The following is a 22,794-nucleotide window of genomic DNA, read 5'->3' as shown; positions in this document are numbered from 1 at the left end:
GTGCATTCGCACCCCCGCATGGGGAATTGCTCTGCACTATCCTGATGCCCGGATGTCGTACTTCCATGCGCCCAAAACCCAAGGAGATTCTATGACCCGGGACGTTCTTGCCAAAGAAACCAACCGTCGCCAACTGCAGCAGATCATTTCCGGGTTGTCCGACGGTGTGATTCTGGCCGAAGTCGACCAGACCATTCTCTGGGCCAACGAAGCCGCACTGCGCATGCACGGTGTGGAGTCCGTCGTAGCATTGGGCGCCAATACCCAGGAGTACGCGCAGCGCTTCGCCCTGCGTTATCGCAACAACCACCCGGTGCAACTGGAAAACTACCCCCTCGCTCGTGCAGCGGCGGGCGAAGAGTTCAGCGATGTGATGGTCGAAGTCACCCCCTGCGCAGAGGAGGAGAAAACCTGGGTACACCGCCTGCGCAGCCTGGTCATCACCGACTCACACGATGAACCCGAACTGCTGGTGCTGATCCTCAGCGACGCCACCGAATGGGCCAGCGCCGAGCAGCGCTTCGAAAAAACCTTCAATGCCAACCCGGCACCGGCGGTGATCTGCCGCTTGAGCGACCTGCGCTACATCAAGGTCAACCAAGGCTTTTTGGAGATGACCGGCTACAACCGCGATCAGGTCATCGGCAAATCCGTCTATGAACTGGACGTACTGGAGCAGGCCGAGCGCAAGGACCTGGCCATCCAGCGTCTGGGTGAAGGCTCGACCATCCCGCAGATGCAGGCCGAACTGCGGCTGCCTGAAGGGGGTAGCAAACTGGTGATCGTCGCCGGCCAGCCGCTGGACATGAACGAAGAAGACTGCATGCTCTTTTCGTTCATGGACCTGGAGCCACGACGCAAGGCGGAAATTGCCTTGCGCCAGAGTGAAGAGCGCTTCGCCAAGTCGTTCCGACTGACGCCCGTACCCACCCTGATGTGCAGCGCGGACAACCGCCAGGTCGTGGATATCAATGAAGCCTTCATGGATATCACCGGCTATACCAGTGAGGAATTGATTGGCAAAGCCATTGAGGAAATCGACTTTATCGACAACCCTCAAGCGAGTGAGCAACTGTTTGCCAACCTGGAAAAAGCCGGTCGGCTGGAAGGCCAGGACATCAAGGTGCGCAAGAAAGGCAATGAAGTGATCGACTGCGTGGCCTCCGCCGACACCGTGATCATCCAGGACGTGCCCTGCTACCTGCTGGTGCTGATGAACATCACCGAACGCAAGCGCACCGAGCTTGAACTCGTCGCGGCGATCGAGGAAGTGATGCAGGACGCGTCCTGGTTCAGCCAGACCCTGATCGAGAAGCTCGCCAACGCCAAGAGCGTCAAGAGCCCCAATTTGCCGAACGTGGCCTTTACCGACCTCACCGCTCGAGAGCGCGATGTACTGGGCTTGATTTGCGAGGGGCTGGCCGACAAGGAGATCGCCTCACGCCTGAAACTGGCGCCCAATACCGTGCGTAACCATGTCGCCACGGTGTATTCCAAACTGGGGGTGCACAGCCGCAGTGGAGCCATCGTCTGGGCCCGTGAACGCGGGCTGTTCGCCGGTGAGTTGCGCCTGAAAAATAAACCATGAAAGTGCAAATGCACTAGTGCGACTAGTGCGAACTCACCTTATTGCGGCCCAGGCTAAGCCATAACCTTCAAGGCATCGTATTGATGCCATGAAGGAACCCGCATGTTTACCGTCTCTCAATTGCGAAACTGCATCGAAGAAGGCCTGTCGCCACTGACCTGCGAATTCACCCTGTGCCGGGACGCATCCCTGACCCTCAAGGTCTTCGACGCCGCAACGGGCCGGGTTGACTTGGTGGTCACCGGGATCAGCACCAACCGACTACAGACCCCGCAAGAAGTCGCCAAGATGGTCGAAGAGCTGCGCTACGAGCTGGAAAGCAACAACGTGGGCAAGCTTACGCTGGATGATTTGCCTTCAACGACGCCCCAATGAAATAGAACACTCCACCGCCGACAATGAACGCCCCCAGCATGTAGAACAGGGTGTGGGCCGGCAGGTTGGCCAATACCAGCCCGCACAACACCGGCCCCAGCGCGGCGCCCAGGTTGGACAGGTTCTGCGCCCCGTAATACATGCCACGCAAGTGGTCCGGGGCGATCCGGTCGATAAACATGTACTCGGCCGGGAACACGATGATTTCCCCCACGGTAAATACCGCCATCGCCACTACCCACCACACCACGCTGGTGGCCAGCGCAAAGCCGATCAAGCCCAACATGAACATGCCCAAGCCGGCGACCAGCCACTGGCCCAGGTAGCGGTGCGAGATGCGCCGGCCGATCACGTACTGCAAGGCGATAACCCCCACGGCATTGGTGGTGAGCACGGCGCTGATCACGGTGTAGGTGTATTGCGCCGTCGTGGTGGTGACCAGGTACTGCGACAGCCAGGCGGTGAATTGGCCGAACACAACGGCGCTGAGTACGCCGCCCAGGGTAAAGCACACCAGGCGATGATCTCGCAGCAGCACACGGCCTACGGCCATGAACGGCACGGGTTTTTGCGTGGCATCGACGCTGGTCAGCGTGCGATCGCCCCAGCGCCAGTACAGCAGGAAAAACCCGACGCCCAACAGCGCCGACAGCAGAAACGGCAGGCTGATATCCAGCTTGGCCACTACCGCCCCGAACGCCGGCCCGATCGCATAACCGATATTGGTCAGGGTGTACTTGATGGAAAACACTTCACTGCGCGCGTCTTCCGGCAACAGGCTGGCGAAGCCGGCTTTGACCGCAATATCGATCACGGCATAGGCCAGGTTGATCAGGATCAGGCAGCTGTAGAACGCCCAGATATTCCCCGCGAGCACCGTGCCGATAAAGCCCAGTACAAACAGCGCGCTCAAGCCGAGCAGCAGGCGATAACTGTTGATGCGGTCGACCAGAAAGCCGCCGTAGACACTGAGCAGCGAGCCGACAATCAACGAACTGCCGATCACCAGGCCAACCTGTGAGATATCGAGGCCAAAGCGGCTGGTGAGGTAAATGACCAGGTAGGGAAAGGTGATTGCCTTGGCCAACGTCAGCATCAATGTGGCGGACAGCAACAGGTTAACCGTGCGGGGGTAGTTTCTTATTGTGGCAAGCATCCTGCTCTCTTTCTTTGAAGGTAACGCGGTCCGTCGGGCCGGTTACCTTAACGCAAGAGCAGGGTGTTACGGGAGGTCATTTTTTAACGGGCGTGATCTCGAGAATGGTGCCGTTGGTGGTCTTGAGCAACACGAATTTATCGCCGACCCGCGCCCACTGGCTGTCGGCTTCAGGCTGCTTGAGACCGTGTTTTTTCCAGTTGCTGATCGCCGATTCCTTGCGCATCAGGATATCCGGGGCACGGTCGCCTTCCTTCAAGTCACGGGCGTTGATGCTTGAAGGCTGCACGGTTTCCTGCGGAGCATCACTGGCTTGCACGACGAAGCTGGCAGTGGACAGGCCGGCGGTGAGCAGCAGGCAGGCAACGAGGGTTTTTGACTTCATGGGTACTCCTTCAATGAATGATGCGTACCCAGCTTACGACCGCCTACCGGTCTGAACATTCAACCGGCAATCGGCGATAAATGGATCAGGGCAGCTTCGCTGCCCAGCGGGAGCAAGCTCCCTCGCCACAAAGGCATGCCGTCATAACCAAGCGGCGTCCCAAAGGGAGTAGTCGCCTATATGCTTGACCAGGCCGGCTCGCAGAGGGTTGGCAATGACATAACGAGCCATTCGGATAAGATCTTCTTCTGCGCGGACCGCACGATCATAGTATCCACTCTGCCAGAAAGCACCTTGCGTATGACAAGCACGATTAATGGTCAATGTGCTTCTCGACTTCACACGTCTCATCACCTCGGGCAACGCTGCCTTCCTCAGTTCAAATAGCCAATGAAAATGGTCCGGCATGATGACCCATGCCAGTGAATCAACAAGATTGAGGTCATGAGCTTGCTTGAGTTCGGCAACCAGTAGTCGCCCCAAGCGAAGGCTGGTAAATACCGGGCGGCGCTGATAAACCACAGAGGTGACCAAGTAGGCACGACCAGACTCTGAATAACGACCACGTCGTAACAGATGAGAATTGGGTTTTTGAAGCAATCCTGCGCTCCTGGATTAAATGGGTGCCTCATTCAACCTAGCAGGCACCCAGCCTCACCTTGCTGAATACAGTTTCCCAATATTTCCCCTGTGGCGAGGGAGCTTGCTCCCGCTGGGCTGCGCAGCAGCCCCAAAAAGCCCGAACTCAAACTGCCTGGACGAACACAATAAATAGATGAGGGCAGCTTCGCTGCCCAGCGCAAGCAAACGCCCTCGCCACAGAGTGCTATAGGGCCGCAGCGGGTGTGCCCTGATGAAACACCATCCGCCACTGCCCTTCCTCCTCCCGCCACACCGAACTGCGCAGCGAATCGCCCACACCTTCCCGGTGGCAGCGATAAGTCACCAGCGCAACGCCTTGGCTCAGGAGATTGAGCGCAAACTCAGTAATCCGGCGTTCGCAAAACACTTCATCCTGCAACCCGGCAATCACCTGAGCCCTGCTACCCCACACATGGCCGCTGGCACCAAACTCAACGAAATCATCCGCCAGCAACTGCGACAGCCGCGCCGCATTCAAACGGGTGGCACCGCCTTGCAGCTCCCGCTCCAACTGGAACAAAAGCGCTTCCAACGTCCCCATTGCTCGCATGAAATAAATCCTGTAATTTTTCATGAAATTATTCGACATAAATTTCATGAACCCACAAGAAGAACTTGCCGTCCTGGCCACTCTCATCCACGACCTGCGCAAGCACAAGAAACTTACCCTGGCCCAACTCGCGCAAAAAATCGAGCGCTCGGTGGGTTTTCTGTCCCAGGTCGAACGTGGCCTGTCGCGACCGACGGTGGCCGACCTGACCGCCATCAGCCATGCCCTAGACGTGCCCACCACCTACTTCTACAGCCTGCCCAAACCCAAGGCGGTGGACTGGGTCACCCGTCCCAACGAGCGGCGTACGGTGTATTACGCCAATGGCATCACCGACATTCTGGTTTCGCCCAGCATGAACGGCGCCTTCTCGATGCTCGACAGCCTGCTGGCACCCGGTGCCAACAGCGGCGAACAAACCATGAGCGACCGCGCCGAGCAGGCCGGCTTCGTGCTGGAGGGTCAATTGACGCTGTGGGTGGAGGGCGAAGCCGAGTCGGTCACCCTGGGCCCCGGCGACAGCTTCCACCTGGCCAGTTTCGCCCACTGTCGCTACGCCAACCTGACCGATCTGCCCGCCCGCGTACTGTGGGTTTACAACTAGGAGCTGCACCCGTGAAAAGCCATTGCTCGACGTTGCTGGCCGAAGTCCGGACCTTTCGCCAGAACCACCCCGACGTACGTTATGTCGACCTGATCGCCCTGGATATCCCCGGGCACTTCTACGGCAAACGCTACCCCGTGGAGATGCTGGAAAAGGTCGCCGCCGGCAGCCCCTTGAAGCTGCCGCAAAACGCCGTGCTGCTGGGCGTTCAGGGTGGGTTGTTCAAGATTGGTGACTACTGCTTCAACGACGGCGACCCGGATGCCAACCGCCGCCTGGTGCCGGGTACGCTCAAACCCGTGACCTGGGAAAAACAGCCACTGGGCCAAATGCTGATCACCTCCGACGGCACCGAAGCGCCCATCGAATTCGAACCCCGTGAAGTGCTGGCCAAGGTGCTGGAACGCCTGCAACACAAGGGCATCCACCCGGTAGTGGCGTTCGAACTGGAGTTCTATCTGTTCGACAAGCAACTCGACAACGGCCTGCCGCAATTTGCCCGCGACCCGCTGAGCGACGACGCCGATGACCAGCCCAACCTGCATATCGAACGCCTGTCGCGCTTCAGCGAGGTACTGGACGACATGGCACAGACCGCCAAGGACCAAGGCATCGACATCACAGTGATCACCGCCGAGCTCGGCCCCGGCCAGTTCGAGATCAACTTCGGCCATCTGGACGACGGCCTGCGCGCCGCCGACTGGGCCGCCCTGTTCTGCCGCAGCACCCGTGGCGTGGCGCTCAAGCACGGTTACCGCGCCAGTTTCATGGCCAAGCCCTATCTGCAATATCCCGGCAGTGGCATGCACGTCCATGTGAGCCTGTATGACGCGGCGGGCAACAACCTGCTGGCGGCGCACCAGCAACAACCGCTGCGCCATGCCGTGGCCGGTTGCCTGGAGTTGTTGCCGCACTGCATGCCGATTTTCTCGCCCAACCACAACGCCTTCCGCCGCCTGGGCGGTACGGTCAACGCGGCGACCCGCGCCAGTTGGGGTTTTGAGGACCGTGACGCCTGTGTGCGCATCCCCGAGTCCGACCCACGCAACCTGCGCATCGAGCATCGCCTGGCCAGTGCCGATGCCAACCCGTATCTGGTGCTGGCCGCCATCCTCGCCGGTTTGGAGCATGGCCTTGAAGCCAAACGCGAACCCATCGCACCGCTCAACGAAGACCGCACCAGCGGCGCCGACTTCCCCCTGGAAATGCTCGACGCCGTGCGTGCCATGCAGCACCAACCGGTATTGCGCGATAAGCTGGGCGGCGAATTCGTCGACGTGTATTGCGAAAACAAACGCCAGGATCACTTGGCCTTCCACCAAGAGATCGCGGCACGGGAATACCGCTGGTTTCTCTGAACCGCCCCCACCCTGCATGGACTCACCGATGACCGAACAAAGCGCCCCGGCCCTCAAGGAAATCTTCAACCTCGAACGCCTGCAACACATCGCCACCGAGATGACGGCGGTGTACCCGGATTTCGACGCCAAGGGCTTCCTCAAGCGCGCCAAGGCGGGGCTTGCCGAGTTGTCGGTGATGCAGCGCATGGCGCGGGTCAGTGAAAGCCTGCATGCGGTCATCCCACTGGATTACCCGCACACCCTCAAGCTGCTTTATGCGCTGGCCCCGCGCCTGAACAGCGGGTTCGTCAGCCTGTTCCTGCCGCACTACGTGGCCAGTTACGGGCGTGACGACTTCGAGCGCTCCATGGCCGCGCTCAAATACTTCACCACCTTTGGTTCAGCCGAATTCGCTATCCGCCAGTTCCTGCTGGATGACTTCGAACGCACCCTGGCGGTGATGCGGACCTGGTCGCTGGATGACAATGAACACGTGCGTCGCCTCGCCAGCGAAGGTTCGCGCCCTCGCCTGCCCTGGTCCTTTCGCCTGGGTCAAGTGCAAGCCAACCCCGAGCTGTGCGAGGTGATCCTCGACAACCTCAAGGCCGACAGCAGCCTGTACGTGCGCAAATCGGTGGCCAACCACCTCAACGACATCACCAAGGACCACCCGGACTGGGTGCTCACCCTGATCGAAGGCTGGTCCCTGGATAACCCGCACACCGCCTGGATCGCCCGTCACGCACTGCGCAGCCTGATCAAGCAAGGTAACAGCCGCGCGCTGACGATCATGGGCGCGGGCGCCAAAGCCGAGGTGAAGATTCATCACCTTTGCGTCACACCGGCCGTGATCCGCCTGGGGGAACGCATCAACCTGTCTTTCAGCCTGGAATCCACCGCCGCCGCTGCGCAAAAGCTGGTGGTGGACTACGCCATCGATTACGTCAAAAGCGCCGGTCACAGCGCGGCCAAGGTGTTCAAGCTCAAGGCATTTACCCTCGGCGCAGGCGAGCGTCAGAGCATCCGTCGTGAACAACATATCCGCGAGCTGACCACGCGCAAGCACTACCCCGGCAAACACGCGGTACATGTCTTGATCAATGGCGAAAAGCTTGCGAGCGCCGAATTCGAACTGCTGAACCCCTGACATAAATCATAGAAAAGGCTCTATCTCGGGCCTTACAGCCAATATATTGTCGAACAATCCTGGCCTTTATTGTTGCGATCCATTATCATTCGCCGCCTTCTCACTACCCATCGGGTAGTTGTTTCAATGTGTCACCCGAGGCGCCAATGTCCCGTTTGTACCGTTTTCCGTTTCACCGCCCGTTGCTTGCCCTCAGCCTGGGCCTCGCTGCCCAGTCCACCTACGCTGCGTTGCAACCCATGGCCGAAGCCCCGCTGGCCAGCGACACCGAACTGCACTGCCACTTCAACCGCGACGCCAGCACCGACTGCACCACCACCTACCACTACACCATCCTCAAGCCCAACGGCCGCGAAATGCTTTCGCGCATCGACTTCGATTACTCCGAAGGCGACACCTTTGAAGTGATCAGCGCGCAATCCACCCAACCCGGCGCGAAGCCGGTAGCACTGGGTGCCGCACAGATCGACACACGCACCGCGCCCAACCCGGACCAGGGTTTCAGCCGCGACAAGCAGACCTCCCTGGCCTTCCCCAACTTGCGCGTCGGTACACAGATCCGCCTGACCGTGCGCGAACACAACCCCGCGAAACCGCTGATGACCCAGTTTCACTACGCGCTCAAGTTCGGTCCCAGCGCGACACGGCGCGACCACTTCAAGGCGCGCTTTACCGCCGAACGGCCGATCGAATGGCGCAGTGAATTGTTCGAGGGTTTCAAGGTGACGCCCTCGGCCAACGGCAAGACTCTGGACGTAGTGCAAACAACCCCCGCCTACCTGAACTACATCAACGAATCCGCCAACGCCGCCCTGTTGCGCATCCCGCGCCTGGAGGTGGGCAGCGCACTGGATCGCCAGGCGTATTTCGGCGATTTCGCCCAACGCTACAACCAGATCCTTGGCGCCAGCCTGCCCACGCAAAGTGCCGCCGCCGTAGTCGCCGCACGCGGCCTGGCACCGGCCGAACAAGTCGCCGCACTGATGCAACACATCAACGACCATTACCGCTACCTGGGCGACTGGCGCGCCACCGAACGCGGCTACGTGCCGTTCAACCTGGCGGAAATCGAGCAGCATGGTTATGGCGACTGCAAAGACCTGGCGATTCTGCTGACCGCCATGCTCAAGGCCAGTGGCATCAAGGCCGAGACGGCCTGGGTCAGCCGTGGCGATGTGGTCGAGTCCTTGCTGATCCCCGGCACCCTCGCCCCGAACCACGCCATCGTGCGTGCCGAAGTGGATGACCAGGTGTGGTGGCTCGACCCGACCAACCCGGTGTTTGCGCCCGGCCAGGTGATGCCGGACATCCAGGACCGCTGGGTACTGGTCAACGATGCCCAGGGCCAGGTACGCGAAGAACACATCCCGCTGGAACGCCCCGAAACCACCCTGCTTCTGGATAAAAAAGTCCACTTCGACAAACAGGGCAACGGCGCGATCCAGGCCACCATCACCTTCAGCCGCCTGCCGCTGATGCAACTGAGCGTCGCCGACCGCCAGCAAGGCGCCACTGCCACCGACCAGAACATCTGCGCCAACTTCGGCAACGAGATCAGCGACTGCCACATCACCCGCGAGCCCACCGCCTTCGTCATGCACGATGGCTATACCGTCAAAGCCACCTTGAACGACCAGCATGCCCTGGAAAAACTGGCGAACGATTACGTCTACAGCGATGCATCCTTGAAAGAGCGCTGGGACAGCTTCATCAACTATCGCCGCCACGGACAACAGGCTGAACTGTACCTGGGCAACCCCGAAACCAATGACTACACCATCACCCTCAGCGGCGGGCAAATGGAAAAAGCCATCCCCGGATGCCAAGTGCGCTCGCCCTGGTACGACCTGGACCTCGACGGAACCCTCAAGGATGGCGAACTGCGCTACCACTACCGCTTGAGCCAGAAAAAGCGCTGGCTGACCCACGATGAGATTGCCAGCGAGGCGTTTGGCACGATGATTGAGAATGCGCGCGCGTGTGCCGAGCAGGTGCATCAGGTGGTGAAGCTTTAAGGTCACCCTGACGCAACACAGTCCAATTGTGGGAGGGGGCTTGCTCCCGATAGCAGCCGGTCAGTCAACACATCTGTGACTGAGCCATCGCTATCGGGAGCAAGCCCCCTCCCACATTTTTTTATCCGGTTTATTCAGTCAGGCTCGTTGAGCAGCAACGCTTGCTCCCGTGCGCACAACTCCACGACGTAATCCCACAACACCCGCAACCTCACGGATTTGTGCAACTCCCGCCTCGAGCTGATCCAGTAACTGCGCTGAATACTCTCCCCCGGCAACAACGCCACCAGATCCGCATCCCCCGCCGCCATGAAGCACGGCAGTACCGCGATGCCCAACCCCGAACGCGCAGCCTGGTGCTGGGCAATCACGCTGGTGCTGTGGAAGACCACTTTAGGGTTTCGGCAGAAGCTGCTGAGGAATTTCAGTTCCTGGCTGAACAGCAGGTCATCCACGTAATCGATCCATGAATGGGTGGCGAGGTCTTCACGCTTTTCGATCGGCGGGTGACGCTCCAGGTAGGCGCGGCTGGCGTAGAGCGCAAGGCGGTAATCGGTGAGTTTGCGCGTGACGAGTTGGTCGACGCTGGGGCGTTCGAGGTGAATGCTGATTTCCGCTTCACGGTTGAGGATGCTGACGAAGCGCGGCACCGCCACCAGTTCCACTTCCAACCCCGGATACCGCTCGAACAGCCCGCCCATGCGGCCGGCGAGGAACATCACCCCCAACCCTTCGGCCACCCCCAGGCGGATCTTGCCCAGGGGCGCGGCTGAATGAGTGAGCTCGTCTTCGGCCAGCAATGCGACGTTTTCCATGGCCTCGGCATGCTTGAGCAACGCTTCGCCCGCGGGCGTCAGTTCGTAGCCCTGGGCGTGCTGCACGAACAGCGCCGTGCCGAGGCTTTTCTCGATGGCTTCGATATGCCGAGCGACGGTGGCGTGGGTGGTTTTCAAGCGTTGCGCGGCGGTGAGCAGGCGGCCACTGCGCTGCAACTCCAGAAAATACCGCAGGTCGTTCCAGTCGAACATATCGCCTCCGTTGCGCAAGTCCCATGCACGCTGTTTAAAAACGCACAGCAGCTGGGTAAAAACTAACATTTTTAAGACGAAAACTAACAACTAGGATGAAGCCAATAAGAAAAACAAGCGAGACCCGAGATGCCCAGTGCAACTGCTCAATACGATTACGTGATAGTGGGCGCCGGCCCGGCCGGCTGCCTGCTGGCCAATCGACTGTCGGCCAACCCCGCCCACCGTGTGCTGCTGCTCGAAGCCGGCGGCCGCGACAACTACCCCTGGATCCATATCCCCGTCGGCTACCTGTTCTGCATCGGTAACCCGCGCACCGACTGGTGCTTCAAGACCGAAGCCCAGGAGGGCCTGCAGGGCCGTGCGCTGAGCTATCCACGGGGCAAGGTGCTGGGCGGTTGCTCGTCCATCAACGGCATGATCTACATGCGCGGCCAGGCCAAGGACTACGACGGCTGGGCGGCGGCGGGCAATCCGGGTTGGGCCTGGAAAGATGTACTGCCGCTGTTCAAGCAGAGCGAAAACCATTTTGCCGGCAGCTCTGCATTTCACGGCGATGGCGGCGAGTGGCGCGTCGAACAACAGCGTCTGCACTGGCCGATCCTCGACGCATTCCGCGACGCGGCCGCGCAAAGCGGCATCGCAGCGCTCAACGATTTCAACCAGGGCGATAACGAAGGCTGCGGTTACTTCCAGGTCAACCAAAAGGCCGGCGTACGCTGGAACGCAGCGAAGGCGTTTCTCAAGCCGATTCGCCAGCGGCCCAACCTCACCGTGTTGACCGAGGTGGAAGTCGACCGCGTGTTGCTGGAAAACGGCCGGGCAACCACCGTCCTAGGCCGTCAGCATGGCCAGCAGGTCGGCTGGAAGGCGCGCCAGGAGATCGTGCTGTGCGCCGGTTCCGTGGGCTCCCCGGGCATTCTGCAGCGCTCTGGGATAGGTCCTTCCAACGTGCTCAAGCCATTGGGCATCAATGTGCTGCATGACCTGCCGGGGGTGGGCGGCAACCTGCAGGACCACCTGCAGTTGCGCCTGATCTACAAACTGGAAAACGCACGCACCCTGAACCAGATCGCAGGCTCGGTGTGGGGCAAGATGGGCATGGGCCTGCGCTACCTGTATGACCGCAGTGGCCCGTTGTCGATGGCGCCCAGCCAGCTCGGCGCGTTTGCCCGCTCCGGCCCCGAGCAGACTTCGGCCAACCTTGAATACCATGTGCAGCCGCTGTCCCTGGAGCGTTTTGGCGAGCCGTTGCACGGGTTCCCGGCCTTTACCGCCTCGGTCTGCGACCTGCGCCCACACAGCCGTGGCCGCATCGATATCCGTTCGGCCAACCCGGCAGATGCCCCATTGATCCGGCCCAACTACCTCAGCCATCCGGAAGACCTGCGAGTGGCCGCCGACGCGATCCGCCTGACTCGGCGGATTGTTGCAGCGCCGGCGCTGAGCCAGTTCAAGCCGGTGGAATACCTGCCTGGTGACGCACTGCAAACCGAAGAGCAACTGCACGAAGCCGCCGCGCGGATCGGCACCACGATCTTCCATCCAGTGGGCACCTGCCGCATGGGCGATGACAAGGACGCGGTGGTCGACGCGCAACTGCGGGTGCATGGCGTACCCGGCCTGCGCATCGCCGATGCGTCGATCATGCCGCGCATCACTTCCGGCAACACCTGCTCACCGACCTTGATGATCGCTGAGAAAGCGGCGCAGCTCATCTTGTCGCCCAATACTGTAGAAGCGAGCTTGCTCGCGAAGAACGTCAACGAAAACGCAGCGCATCCGGCTTAATGAGGCAATGAATGAAGCAATAGCGGCGCCGCCCCCGGCGCCGACAGTGGAACAACAATAAATAATCACTGTGAGGGCTACCCGATGTCAGAACATGCTCAACCCCTGGGCTCGGTAATCGACGCGAGCACCAGCAACGACTCAAAGAAAGTCATCTTCGCCTCATCCCTGGGCACGGTGTTCGAGTGGTATGACTTTTTTCTCTACGGCGCCCTGGCGGCGGTCATCAGCAAACAGTTCTTTGCGGGGGTCAACGACACCACCGCGTTTATCTTCGCGTTGATGGCCTTTGCTGCCGGCTTTGTGGTGCGGCCGTTCGGCGCCCTGGTATTCGGCCGCCTGGGGGATATGATCGGGCGCAAATACACGTTCCTGGTCACCATCATCCTGATGGGCGTGGCGACCTTTTGCGTCGGCTTATTGCCCAACTACGCCAGCATCGGCATCGCCGCGCCGATCATCCTGATCGTACTGCGCATGCTGCAGGGCCTGGCACTGGGCGGTGAGTACGGCGGCGCGGCCACCTACGTGGCCGAACATGCCCCCGCCGGCGAACGCGGTTTGCACACCAGCTGGATTCAGTCCACCGCCACCATTGGCCTGTTGTTGTCACTGCTGGTCGTGCTGGCCTGCCGTTACTTCACCGGCGACCAGTTCGAGGTGTGGGGCTGGCGTATCCCGTTCCTGTTCTCCATCGTGCTGCTGGGCATTTCCACTTGGATTCGCATGAGCCTGCACGAGTCGCCCGCGTTCCTGAAAATGAAAGAGGAAGGCAAGGCCAGCCGATCGCCGATCCGCGAATCCTTCGGCAAATGGGAAAACCTCAAGGTGGTGTTGATCGCCCTGTTCAGCATCAACGGCGGCCAGGCGGTGACCTTTTACGCGGCACAATTCTATGTCTTGTTCTTCCTCACCCAATTTTTGAAGATGGACCCGGCCCTGGCCAATATGCTGCTGATCATCAGTGTGGTGATTGGCGCGCCGTTCTTTATCCTGTTCGGCTGGCTGTCGGACAAGCTGGGCCGCAAACCGGTGTTGATGCTCGGCCTGCTGCTGGCGACCGTGCTGTACTTCCCGATCTTCAAGGGCCTGGCCCATTACACCAACCCGGCGATGGACCAGGCCAGCCGCCAGGCACCGATCACCGTCTTGGCAGACCCTGCCACCTGCACCTTCCAGTTCGATCCAGTGGGCAAGGCACGTTTTGACAGCCCGTGCGACAAGGTCAAGACCTTCCTGGTCAAACAAGGCCTGCCTTACCACAGCGCCGCCGCCCCGACAGGCAGCTCGGTGCAGGTCAACGTGGGCGATGTGCGCATCGACGGTTTCGACGAAGCCGCCCTGCGTGGCGCTGTGACCTTGGCCGGTTACCCGACATCAGCGGATGTGGCCCAGGTCAACAAGGTGATGGTGGTGGTGTTGATCGTGGCGCTGATCCTGATTGCCGCCATGTGCTACGGGCCGCTGGCGGCGTTGATGGTCGAGCTGTTCCCGACGCGGATCCGCTATACCTCGATGTCGCTGCCCTACCATATCGGTAACGGCTGGTTCGGCGGGTTCCTGCCGACAGTGTCGTTTGCGCTGGTGGTGTACACCGGCGATATCTTCTACGGCTTGTGGTACCCGGTGGTGGTCACCGGGGTGAGCTTGATCATGGGGTTGTTCTGCCTCAAGGAAACCCGGCATGTGGACATCAATAACAACTGATCCGCTCTGCTGATCCCTTGTGGGAGGGGGCTTGCTCCCGATAGCGGTCGCTCAGTCAATGCACTTGTGACTGAAGCACCGCCATCGCAAACAAGCCCCCCTCACATTTTGCTGTACATCCATACAGATAACAGTTGATCAAAACCCTCCAACTGCGCATCCTGCAAGGCATCAACCCGATCTGATGTGATGACCATGCGGCTGTACCTTTGTGAAAAACCCTCCCAGGCCAAAGATATCGCGGCCGTGCTCGGCGCCAGCCGGCGCGGCGACGGGTGCTGGCTGGGCATTGGGGTCACAGTCACCTGGTGCATCGGCCACCTGCTGGAAACCGCCCCGCCGGATGCCTACGACGCCAAATACAAACGCTGGGTACTGGCCGACCTGCCGATCGTCCCGCAGAAGTGGAAGATGCTGGTCAAGCCCAAGACCGCCAGCCAGTTCAAGGCGGTCAAGCGTCTGCTGGGGGAAGCCCAGGAGTTGGTGATCGCCACCGACGCCGACCGCGAGGGTGAAATGATCGCCCGTGAACTGATAGAGCATTGCCGCTATCGCGGGGCCATCCAGCGGTTGTGGCTGTCGGCGCTGGATGACGCCTCCATTCGCAAGGCCCTGGCCGCACTCAAGCCCGGCGCTGAAACCTTCAGCCTGTATCACTCGGCCCTCGGCCGTTCACGCGCCGACTGGCTGATCGGTATGAACATGAGCCGCTTGTTCACCCTGCTCGGGCGCCAATCCGGTTATCAGGGCGTATTGCCGGTAGGCCGGGTACAGACGCCAACCTTGCGCCTGGTGGTGGACCGCGACCGCAGCATCGCCGACTTCGTGCCGGTGGCCTACTGGGCCATCGATGTCGACCTGCGCCACGAGCGCATGACCTTCACCGCCCAATGGCGTGCAGGCGAAGATGCCTGCGACGACCAGGGTCGTTGCCTCAACCCACAGCTGGCTCGGGAGGCGGCCGACGCCATGAGCCACGCCGCCACCGCGCGATTGATGAAGTTGCGTACCGAGCGCATGCGCGAGGTGGCCCCCCTGCCCTTCGACCTGGGCACCCTGCAGGAAATCTGCTCGAAGAAGCTCGGCCTCGGCGCCCAGGAAACCCTGGACATCGCCCAGTCGCTGTACGAAACCCACAAGGTCATCACCTACCCGCGCAGTGATTGCGGCTACCTGCCGCTGAGCCAGCACCACGAAGCGTCGAACATTCTTGCCGCACTGGCGCGGGCGGACGCGACGCTGAATGAACTGATGCCCCATGTCGACCCGCAGCGCCGCTCACGGGCGTGGAACGACGCCAAGGTCAGCGCGCACCACGGCATCATTCCCACGGGAGCCGGCAAGGACGTCACCCAACTGACCGGCAAACACCGCGCCGTTTACACCCTGGTTCGCGCGCGCTACCTGGCGCAGTTCCTGCCCAACCACGAGTACGATCGCACCCAGGCGGACTTTGACTGTGCAGGCCAGGCGTTGCGCGCCGTCGGTAAAGTGATCATCGAGCCGGGATGGAAGCGCGCCTTGCCCGAAGCGCTGGCGCCCGCCAAAGGCCGCGAGGCGCCGGCCCCGCAGGCTTTGCCGACATTGGTGCAAGGTCAGGACTGCAGCGTAGCCAAGGTCAACCTGAAAGACCTGTGGACCCAGCCCCCCAAACCCTTCACCGAAGGCGACCTGATCAAGGCGATGAAAAACGTCGCCAAGCTGGTGGAAGACCCGCTGCTCAAGCAAAAGCTCAAGGACACTACCGGTATCGGCACCGAAGCCACTCGCGCCGGGATCATCCAGGGGCTGTTGGACCGTGGGTACCTGGTGAAAAACGGCAAGGCGCTCTGCGCCACCCCGGCGGCATTCAGCCTGATCGACGCAGTGCCCCGCGCTATCGCCGACCCCGGCACTACCGCAATCTGGGAACAGGCGCTGGACATGGTGCAAAGCGGAGAAATGAGCCTGGAAGAATTCGTCGCCAAACAAGCGGCCTGGATGAGCAAGCAAGTGGCTCGCTGCAACGGCATGCGCATGACCATCACTGGCCCGGCAAGCCCTGGCGGCAAAAGTGCTCCCCCTTGGAAAAAGAAACGAAAAAGCGCACCCCGCAAGGCCGCAGCCGCCCCAAGGCGGGGGAAAAAGCCCGCAAACAGCGGGTAACCGTCAAAAAAATCCAGCGAATGACGCTTTTCGACAGGTTTAACGCCGCTTTGGACCTTGCGGCCCAGTGGCCCGTCTAGGATTCTGTAGGAGGACCCTGACTTCCTAACAACAACACCGGAGTGGCCGCCATGAAAACCGTTGCAGAAGTGCTTAAAGCCAAGGACCAGAAAAACCAGGACGTCCATACCATCCAATGGGACCACACCGTATTTGAAGCACTGGTTCGTATGTCGGAGAAAAACGTCGGGGCCCTGCCGGTGGTCAAGGAAGGCGTAGTGGTAGGGATCATCAGCGAACGGGATTACGCACGCAAAATCATGCTCAAGGGGCTATCGTCAGTCACGACCAAGGTTCATGAGGTGATGAGTTCTCCGGTGATAACCGTCGACACTCACAAAAAGGTCGATGAGTGCATGAACATCATGACCGACGGCCACCTTCGTCACCTGCCCGTGGTCGAAAACGGCAAACTGCTGGGCCTGCTGTCCATCGGAGACCTGGTGAAGGAAGCCATCGCCAGCCAGGCTGACCTGATCAAGCAGTTGGAGCAGTACATCCGCGGCGAATAGGGGAACCCATGCTGGATACGCTGGAACATCAGGAAGACCACCTCGACACCCTGCACCAGGCCATGACCGAACGGCGCTTTCTGGTACTGACCGGTGCAGGGATCAGCACGTCGTCGGGCATTCCCGATTATCGCGACAGCGAGGGCGTGCGCCGGGGCAAGGCGCCCATGATGTATCAGGAGTTCCTGGCCACCCCGCAGGCGCGGCGTCGTTACTGGGCTCGCGCCATGTTGGGCTGGCCACGGGTGCGCATTGCACAACCAAACAAGGCGCATCTGGCACTGGCCGAGTTGCAACGCCGCGAACAAATCAGCGGCTTGATCACGCAAAACGTCGACACGCTGCATGATCAGGCCGGCAGTCATGATGTGATCGAACTGCACGGCAGCCTGCACCGGGTGCTGTGCCTGGACTGCCAGCAGCGCAGCGAGCGCGATCTGATCCAACGGGTGATGGAAAGCCAGAACCCGTACCTGGCGGATGTCGATGCCGTACAAGCGCCCGACGGCGATACATTGCTCGACCCCGCCTTTGAAGAACGCTTCCAGGTCCCCCACTGCCCCCATTGCAAGGGGCAACGGTTGAAACCGGACGTGGTGTTTTTTGGCGAGAATGTCGCCCAAGCCACGGCAGCCAAGGCAATGGCTGCGGTGGCGCACGCCGAAGGCTTGCTGGTGGTGGGTTCCTCACTGATGGCCTATTCAGCGTTTCGCCTGTGCAAAGCGATGATCGAGCAAGGCAAGCCGGTGATTGCCATCAACCTGGGCAAGACCCGCGCAGACGACCTTTTACAGATGAAGATCGAAGCATCCTGCGAGCGGCTGCTACCCCTGCTGGCCGAACGACTGAAATGCCTGTAGTGAGCGGGCTTGCCCCGCGCTGGGTGGCGCAGCCGCCCCAAACCCAGTTACCTCGGCCTTTCTGAAACACCGCAGCATCCTTGTTGGGGTGGCTGCGCCACCCAGCGCGGGGCAAGCCCTAATGCCAGTCAGTTAAGGATTAACGCGGTCACTGTGGGAGGGGGCTTGCTCCCGATAGGCCGCGCAGCGGCCTCAAAAATGGGCCTGCTACGCAGTCCATCGGGAGCAAGCCCCCTCCCACAATTTATTCATCGCCCGCTTTATCGCTTAACTGACTGGCATTAGGGCAAGCCCGCTCACTACATAGCCACTTTTGACCTCGACCTGTCTTCCAATAAATGACGCTCAAGTCACGTTTTACGGCAGGCCCCCGTCCCTACAGCAGTTTATGTAGTGCTTTAAAATAATCACTACATAACCGTTGACGTAACGTTTTTGTCCTTGCATGATCTAGACGTCTCCCGGATCGGGAGCGTCGGTAACCCGTGTTTTGAACAAGCTCGTCTGACCGCCGAGCTGTTTTTTCCGGATGTGCACTGCCCACAAGGCAGATTGATGAAGCTGACCGGCCCGCAAGGTTCGGTACAAGGAGCTCAAACGCTGCTTGTCTTCGTTATGAAACCATTGCGTAGCAGTTCATCAGCAAGACTACATGCATCAGGTTCAAGACCCTGCCCGTATTCGGCAGACAGTCGCTGACGCCCGGTTTTCGGAACCGGAGACAACTAACGTGAATCAACTGATAGATCGCCAACTGGTCAAGGGGCTTACACATGAATCTGAACAACCAACCAACTATCAATGAATTGGCTGAAATGTTCGCAGCGCAGAAAGACACACTCGACGACCATATCCTGTGGGTAGGTAAATCGGGCGAAGTGAAAATCGACTGCCTGGCGCCCCACACCGAAGAAGCCGAGTTCGACCGCAATAACCGTGAACTGGCGGCGCGCCTGAAGATGTACCGCCGCGGCCAGGGTTATGTCGGCAAGAAGGCTGCAGCTGATCGCAACTTTATCGAGCAGGTGTTCGACACACTTAACAATGCGTGGGCGTCTTTCAAAGACAACTCACAAGTTAAAGTGATCGACCGCTACTACTAAATGGCAAGTAGTACTCACCCTTGTATGGGAGCTGGCCAGCCAGCTCCCATATTTATAGTGGCCGTACTTAGAAAGTTGGAAACCTGCCCTTCCCCGCTTCATCCCTGAAGATATCAAACAATACCTGCGCCGCCGCCGAAAGCTCATGCCCCGGCTTGGTCAGCACGCCAATGGGCCTTTCGATCACCGGATCACTCAAGGTGATGCAGTGGGCACCCGCTTCCTCCATCTGCCGCGCACATAACGCGGGGACGGCGCTGACGCCCAATCCACTGGCAACCATCTTGCCCACCGTGGCTAACTGATGGCTTTCCAGAGCCACCGGCAGCTTCATCTGCAGGGCGCCGAGGTGCTCCTCCAGCATGACCCGCACTGTGGATGGCCGTTGCAAGGTAATGAACGGTTGCGCCAACAGGGTTTTCCAGTCGATTTCGACGCGCTCGGCCAAGGGTGAATCGCCCGGCACAACCGCGATGAACCGGTCCAGGTACAGCGGCGTAAACGCCAGCGAAGAAGCCTCGGAGGGCTCGAACGCCACTCCCAATTCCACCTGCCGGTCGCGCACCATCTCCAGTACCTGCTCGTTGATCAGGTCGTGCACCGTCACGTTCACTTGGGGGTAACGTTCGCGGAATATCTTGAGAATCGGCGGTAACAGGTTGCCCGCGAACGATGGCATCGCCGCCACCGTCACGCGCCCGCGCTGCAAAGTGAAGCGCTGGCGTAGTTCATCCTCGGCATTGTCCCAGTCGGCGATCAACCGACGCGCCAGCGGCAACAGCGATTCACCTTCAGGGGTGAGCGCGACGTTACGGGTATTGCGGCTGAACAAGCGTCCGCCCAATCCCTCTTCCAGGCCCTTGATGGTCAGGCTCAGCGCCGATTGGGAAAGGTGCAGACGCTCGCAGGCCGCGGCAAAACTCAGGCTCTGGGCCACGGCGAGAAAGGCACGCATCTGTTTAACGGTCATGAGGCGACTCCGAACGGCCAGGCGACTATGCTGTTTTTTAAATCAATCAACCTTAAAAAACAACTTAACAAATCAATGCTTCGGCGCAACACTCGGTTCATTGGCTGGCCCACAAACAATAAAAGAGGTGCGTATGGCAGGTTTCGATAAACGCGTGGCGTCCTATGAAGAAGCCCTGGCAGGCCTGGAAGACGGCATGACCGTGTTATCCGGTGGTTTTGGCCTGTGTGGCATTCCGGAAAACCTGATTGCCGAGATCAAGCGCAAAGGCACCCGCAACCTGACCGTGGTTTCCAACAACTGCGGCGTGGATGGTTTTGGCCTGGGCGTGCTGTTGGAAGAAAAGCAGATCAGCAAGGTGATCGCTTCGTACGTCGGTGAAAACGCACTGTTCGAGAAGCAGCTGCTCAGCGGCGAAATCGAAGTGATATTGACCCCCCAAGGCACCCTGGCGGAAAAAATGCGCGCCGGCGGCGCCGGCATTCCGGCCTTCTTCACCGCAACCGGTGTCGGCACTCCGGTTGCAGAAGGCAAGGAAACCCGCGAATTCAATGGTCGCCCCTACCTGATGGAAGAGTCCATCACCGGTGACTTCGCCATCGTCAAAGGCTGGAAAGCCGACCACTTCGGCAACGTCATCTATCGCCACACCGCTCAGAACTTCAACCCGCTGGCCGCTACTGCGGGCAAGATCACCGTGGTCGAAGTCGAGGAAATCGTCGAACCGGGCGAGCTGGACCCGGCGCAGATCCACACCCCTGGCATCTACGTCGACCGGATCATCTGCGGCACCTTCGAGAAGCGCATCGAACAGCGCACCGTCCGCAAATAATCCGCCTCCAGCCCAGACAATAAGAGGAAAAAAACATGGCTCTTACCCGCGAACAAATGGCTCAACGCGTCGCCCGCGAAATGCAGGACGGTTTCTACGTCAACCTCGGCATCGGCATTCCGACCCTGGTGGCCAACTACATTCCCGAAGGCATGGAAGTGATGCTGCAGTCGGAAAACGGTCTGCTGGGCATGGGCCCGTTTCCGACCGAAGACACCATCGATGCCGACATGATCAATGCCGGCAAGCAGACCGTGACCGCGCGTATCGGCGCCTCGATCTTCTCCTCCGCCGAGTCTTTCGCGATGATTCGCGGCGGCCATGTCGACCTGACCGTGCTCGGTGCGTTTGAAGTGGACGTGCAAGGCAACATCGCCTCGTGGATGATCCCCGGCAAGCTGGTCAAAGGCATGGGCGGTGCCATGGACCTGGTGGCCGGAGCGGAAAACATCATCGTGATCATGACCCACGCGTCCAAGGACGGTGAGTCCAAGCTGCTCAGCCAATGCAGCCTGCCGCTGACCGGCGCGAACTGCATCAAGCGTGTACTGACGGACCTGGCCTACCTGGAAATCGAAAATGGCGCTTTTGTCCTCAAGGAACGCGCACCTGGCGTCAGCGTCGAGGAGATTGTGAGCAAGACCGCCGGTAAACTGATTGTCCCGGACCACGTTCCAGAAATGCACTTCCAGTGAGGACAGATTCCATGCAAGACGTCGTGATTGTTGCTGCCACCCGCACCGCCGTGGGCAGCTTCCAGGGTTCACTGGCCAGCATTCCGGCACCGGAACTGGGCGCTGCCGTAATCCGCCGCCTGCTGGAGCAGACCGGCCTGGACCCGGCCCAGGTGGATGAAGTGATCCTCGGCCAGGTACTGACCGCAGGCTCCGGCCAGAACCCGGCGCGCCAGGCCTCGATCCTGGCCGGCTTGCCCCACGCGGTGCCCAGCCTGACGTTGAACAAGGTCTGCGGTTCGGGCCTCAAGGCCCTGCACCTGGGCGCCCAAGCCATCCGTTGCGGTGACGCCGAGGTGATCATTGCCGGTGGCATGGAGAACATGAGCCTGGCGCCGTACGTCTTGCCTGGCGCGCGCACCGGTTTGCGCATGGGCCACGCCAAGATGATCGATAGCATGATCACCGATGGCCTGTGGGATGCGTTCAACGACTACCACATGGGTATCACCGCCGAAAACCTGGTGGACAAGTACGGCATCAGCCGTGAGGCCCAGGATAGCTTCGCCGCCGCCTCGCAACAAAAGGCCGTCGCCGCCATCGAGGCCGGGCGCTTTGTCGATGAGATCACCCCAGTCCTGATCCCCCAGCGCAAAGGCGACCCCGTCGCCTTCGCCGTGGATGAACAACCCCGCGCCGGCACCACCGCCGAATCCCTGGCCAAGCTCAAACCTGCGTTCAAGAAAGACGGCAGCGTCACCGCCGGCAACGCTTCCAGCCTCAATGACGGCGCCGCTGCCGTGCTGCTGATGAGCGCCGATAAAGCCCGCGCCCTCGGCCTGCCCGTATTGGCGCGCATTGCCAGCTACGCCAATGCCGGCGTCGACCCGGCCATCATGGGCATCGGCCCGGTCTCGGCGACACGCCGCTGCCTGGACAAAGCCGGTTGGAAACTGGGTGACCTGGACCTGATCGAAGCCAACGAGGCTTTCGCCGCGCAGTCTTTGGCGGTGGGTAAAGAGTTGGAGTGGGACGCTGACAAGGTCAACGTCAACGGCGGTGCCATTGCCATCGGCCATCCGATCGGTGCGTCCGGCTGCCGCGTACTGGTGACCCTGCTGCATGAAATGATCAAGCGTGATGCCAAGAAAGGCTTGGCGACGCTGTGCATCGGTGGCGGCCAAGGCGTAGCCCTCGCCCTCGAACGCAACTGATTCAACGCGCACTACGGAAAAGGCCCGGTTCCACGCAAACCGGGCCTTTTCTTTTTTGCAGCCGCGTCAGAAAAACACCATCAACCTGTGGGAGGG

Annotated in this window: 21 protein-coding genes; 15 read left to right on the top strand and 6 right to left on the bottom strand. The window is 60.3% G+C overall.

Annotation, left to right across the window (positions count from 1 at the left end):
* The first annotated feature begins 91 nt into the window (after window positions 1-91).
* Window positions 92-1,588: a PAS domain S-box protein gene (locus tag C9383_RS14595; protein ID WP_090372053.1), complete on the top strand. Its 1,497-nt coding sequence runs from the start codon at window positions 92-94 to the stop codon at window positions 1,586-1,588.
* 102 nt (window positions 1,589-1,690) lie between these two features.
* The gene (locus C9383_RS14590; protein ID WP_090372055.1) at window positions 1,691-1,963 is read left to right on the top strand and encodes a DUF1652 domain-containing protein; all 273 of its coding nucleotides are present in this window, start codon (window positions 1,691-1,693) and stop codon (window positions 1,961-1,963) included.
* On the opposite strand, the gene C9383_RS14585 is transcribed toward C9383_RS14590, so the two are convergent.
* From C9383_RS14585 to C9383_RS14570, 4 genes are all read right to left on the bottom strand, one after another.
* On the bottom strand, window positions 1,926-3,119 hold the full coding sequence (locus C9383_RS14585) for an MFS transporter (RefSeq protein ID WP_090372057.1): 1,194 nt from the start codon (window positions 3,117-3,119) through the stop codon (window positions 1,926-1,928). The two genes, C9383_RS14590 and C9383_RS14585, sit on opposite strands and share 38 nt — an antisense overlap.
* 76 nt (window positions 3,120-3,195) lie before the next feature.
* The gene (locus C9383_RS14580; RefSeq protein WP_090372059.1) at window positions 3,196-3,504 is read right to left on the bottom strand and encodes an RcnB family protein; all 309 of its coding nucleotides are present in this window, start codon (window positions 3,502-3,504) and stop codon (window positions 3,196-3,198) included.
* Window positions 3,505-3,645: 141 nt separating this feature from the next.
* Window positions 3,646-4,104 carry an REP-associated tyrosine transposase gene (locus tag C9383_RS14575; protein ID WP_090372062.1) on the bottom strand — a complete coding sequence of 153 codons (459 nt, stop codon included), beginning with the start codon at window positions 4,102-4,104 and terminating at the stop codon, window positions 3,646-3,648.
* A gap of 226 nt (window positions 4,105-4,330) precedes the next feature.
* Window positions 4,331-4,744 (bottom strand): nuclear transport factor 2 family protein, encoded by a 414-nt coding sequence (locus C9383_RS14570; RefSeq protein WP_235863284.1) that lies wholly within the window; start codon window positions 4,742-4,744, stop codon window positions 4,331-4,333.
* Between C9383_RS14570 and C9383_RS14565 the strand changes: the two genes are divergently transcribed.
* The 4 genes from C9383_RS14565 (at window position 4,743) to C9383_RS14550 (ending at window position 9,802) form a co-directional block, all read left to right on the top strand.
* Window positions 4,743-5,300 carry a helix-turn-helix domain-containing protein gene (locus tag C9383_RS14565; protein WP_090372065.1) on the top strand — a complete coding sequence of 186 codons (558 nt, stop codon included), beginning with the start codon at window positions 4,743-4,745 and terminating at the stop codon, window positions 5,298-5,300. The genes C9383_RS14570 and C9383_RS14565 overlap by 2 nt on opposite strands.
* A gap of 11 nt (window positions 5,301-5,311) precedes the next feature.
* Entirely contained in the window at window positions 5,312-6,658 is a 1,347-nt protein-coding gene (locus C9383_RS14560; RefSeq protein WP_090372067.1) for a glutamine synthetase family protein, read from the top strand.
* A gap of 28 nt (window positions 6,659-6,686) precedes the next feature.
* Entirely contained in the window at window positions 6,687-7,787 is a 1,101-nt protein-coding gene (locus C9383_RS14555) for a DNA alkylation repair protein (RefSeq protein WP_090372069.1), read from the top strand.
* A 155-nt stretch (window positions 7,788-7,942) separates the two neighbouring features.
* Window positions 7,943-9,802: a DUF3857 domain-containing transglutaminase family protein gene (locus tag C9383_RS14550; protein ID WP_090372459.1), complete on the top strand. Its 1,860-nt coding sequence runs from the start codon at window positions 7,943-7,945 to the stop codon at window positions 9,800-9,802.
* 134 nt (window positions 9,803-9,936) lie between these two features.
* On the opposite strand, the gene C9383_RS14545 is transcribed toward C9383_RS14550, so the two are convergent.
* Window positions 9,937-10,830 carry a LysR family transcriptional regulator gene (locus tag C9383_RS14545; protein WP_060756446.1) on the bottom strand — a complete coding sequence of 298 codons (894 nt, stop codon included), beginning with the start codon at window positions 10,828-10,830 and terminating at the stop codon, window positions 9,937-9,939.
* A gap of 129 nt (window positions 10,831-10,959) precedes the next feature.
* Here C9383_RS14545 and C9383_RS14540 point away from each other — a divergent pair, with 129 nt between their 5' ends.
* The 6 genes from C9383_RS14540 to C9383_RS14515 all read left to right on the top strand — a co-directional run bounded on the left by C9383_RS14540 (window position 10,960) and on the right by C9383_RS14515 (window position 19,008).
* Window positions 10,960-12,621 carry a GMC family oxidoreductase gene (locus C9383_RS14540; RefSeq protein WP_090372071.1) on the top strand — a complete coding sequence of 554 codons (1,662 nt, stop codon included), beginning with the start codon at window positions 10,960-10,962 and terminating at the stop codon, window positions 12,619-12,621.
* A gap of 84 nt (window positions 12,622-12,705) precedes the next feature.
* A complete protein-coding gene (locus C9383_RS14535) occupies window positions 12,706-14,328 on the top strand; it encodes an MFS transporter (protein ID WP_090372074.1) in 1,623 nt (540 codons plus the stop codon).
* A 195-nt stretch (window positions 14,329-14,523) separates the two neighbouring features.
* On the top strand, window positions 14,524-16,473 hold the full coding sequence (locus C9383_RS14530) for a DNA topoisomerase III (protein WP_090372461.1): 1,950 nt from the start codon (window positions 14,524-14,526) through the stop codon (window positions 16,471-16,473).
* Window positions 16,474-16,604: 131 nt separating this feature from the next.
* Window positions 16,605-17,045, top strand: coding sequence for a CBS domain-containing protein (locus C9383_RS14525; protein WP_090372075.1), 441 nt, complete (start codon window positions 16,605-16,607; stop codon window positions 17,043-17,045).
* A gap of 8 nt (window positions 17,046-17,053) precedes the next feature.
* Window positions 17,054-17,905: an NAD-dependent protein deacetylase gene (locus C9383_RS14520; RefSeq protein WP_090372077.1), complete on the top strand. Its 852-nt coding sequence runs from the start codon at window positions 17,054-17,056 to the stop codon at window positions 17,903-17,905.
* 773 nt (window positions 17,906-18,678) lie between these two features.
* Window positions 18,679-19,008, top strand: a complete 330-nt coding sequence (locus C9383_RS14515; protein WP_060756451.1) for a hypothetical protein — start codon at window positions 18,679-18,681, stop codon at window positions 19,006-19,008.
* A 67-nt stretch (window positions 19,009-19,075) separates the two neighbouring features.
* Here C9383_RS14515 and C9383_RS14510 read toward each other — a convergent pair whose 3' ends face one another.
* Complete coding sequence (locus tag C9383_RS14510) at window positions 19,076-19,978, bottom strand: LysR family transcriptional regulator (protein WP_090372079.1); 903 nt, start codon at window positions 19,976-19,978, stop codon at window positions 19,076-19,078.
* A gap of 133 nt (window positions 19,979-20,111) precedes the next feature.
* Here C9383_RS14510 and C9383_RS14505 point away from each other — a divergent pair, with 133 nt between their 5' ends.
* The 3 genes from C9383_RS14505 to C9383_RS14495 are packed head-to-tail and all read left to right on the top strand — an operon-like array spanning window position 20,112 to window position 22,698.
* Window positions 20,112-20,810 (top strand): CoA transferase subunit A, encoded by a 699-nt coding sequence (locus tag C9383_RS14505; protein WP_090372081.1) that lies wholly within the window; start codon window positions 20,112-20,114, stop codon window positions 20,808-20,810.
* A gap of 35 nt (window positions 20,811-20,845) precedes the next feature.
* Complete coding sequence (locus C9383_RS14500; protein WP_065872325.1) at window positions 20,846-21,505, top strand: CoA transferase subunit B; 660 nt, start codon at window positions 20,846-20,848, stop codon at window positions 21,503-21,505.
* Between the two features lie 11 nt (window positions 21,506-21,516).
* On the top strand, window positions 21,517-22,698 hold the full coding sequence (locus tag C9383_RS14495) for an acetyl-CoA C-acetyltransferase (protein WP_090372083.1): 1,182 nt from the start codon (window positions 21,517-21,519) through the stop codon (window positions 22,696-22,698).
* Window positions 22,699-22,794: the final 96 nt, after the last annotated feature.

Source organism: Pseudomonas palleroniana (assembly GCF_003031675.1).
In the GTDB taxonomy this organism is placed as follows: Bacteria; Pseudomonadota; Gammaproteobacteria; order Pseudomonadales; family Pseudomonadaceae; genus Aquipseudomonas; species Aquipseudomonas palleroniana.
The sequence above is the reverse complement of the archived record's forward strand: the minus strand, read 5'-3'. Positions and strand labels throughout refer to the sequence as shown.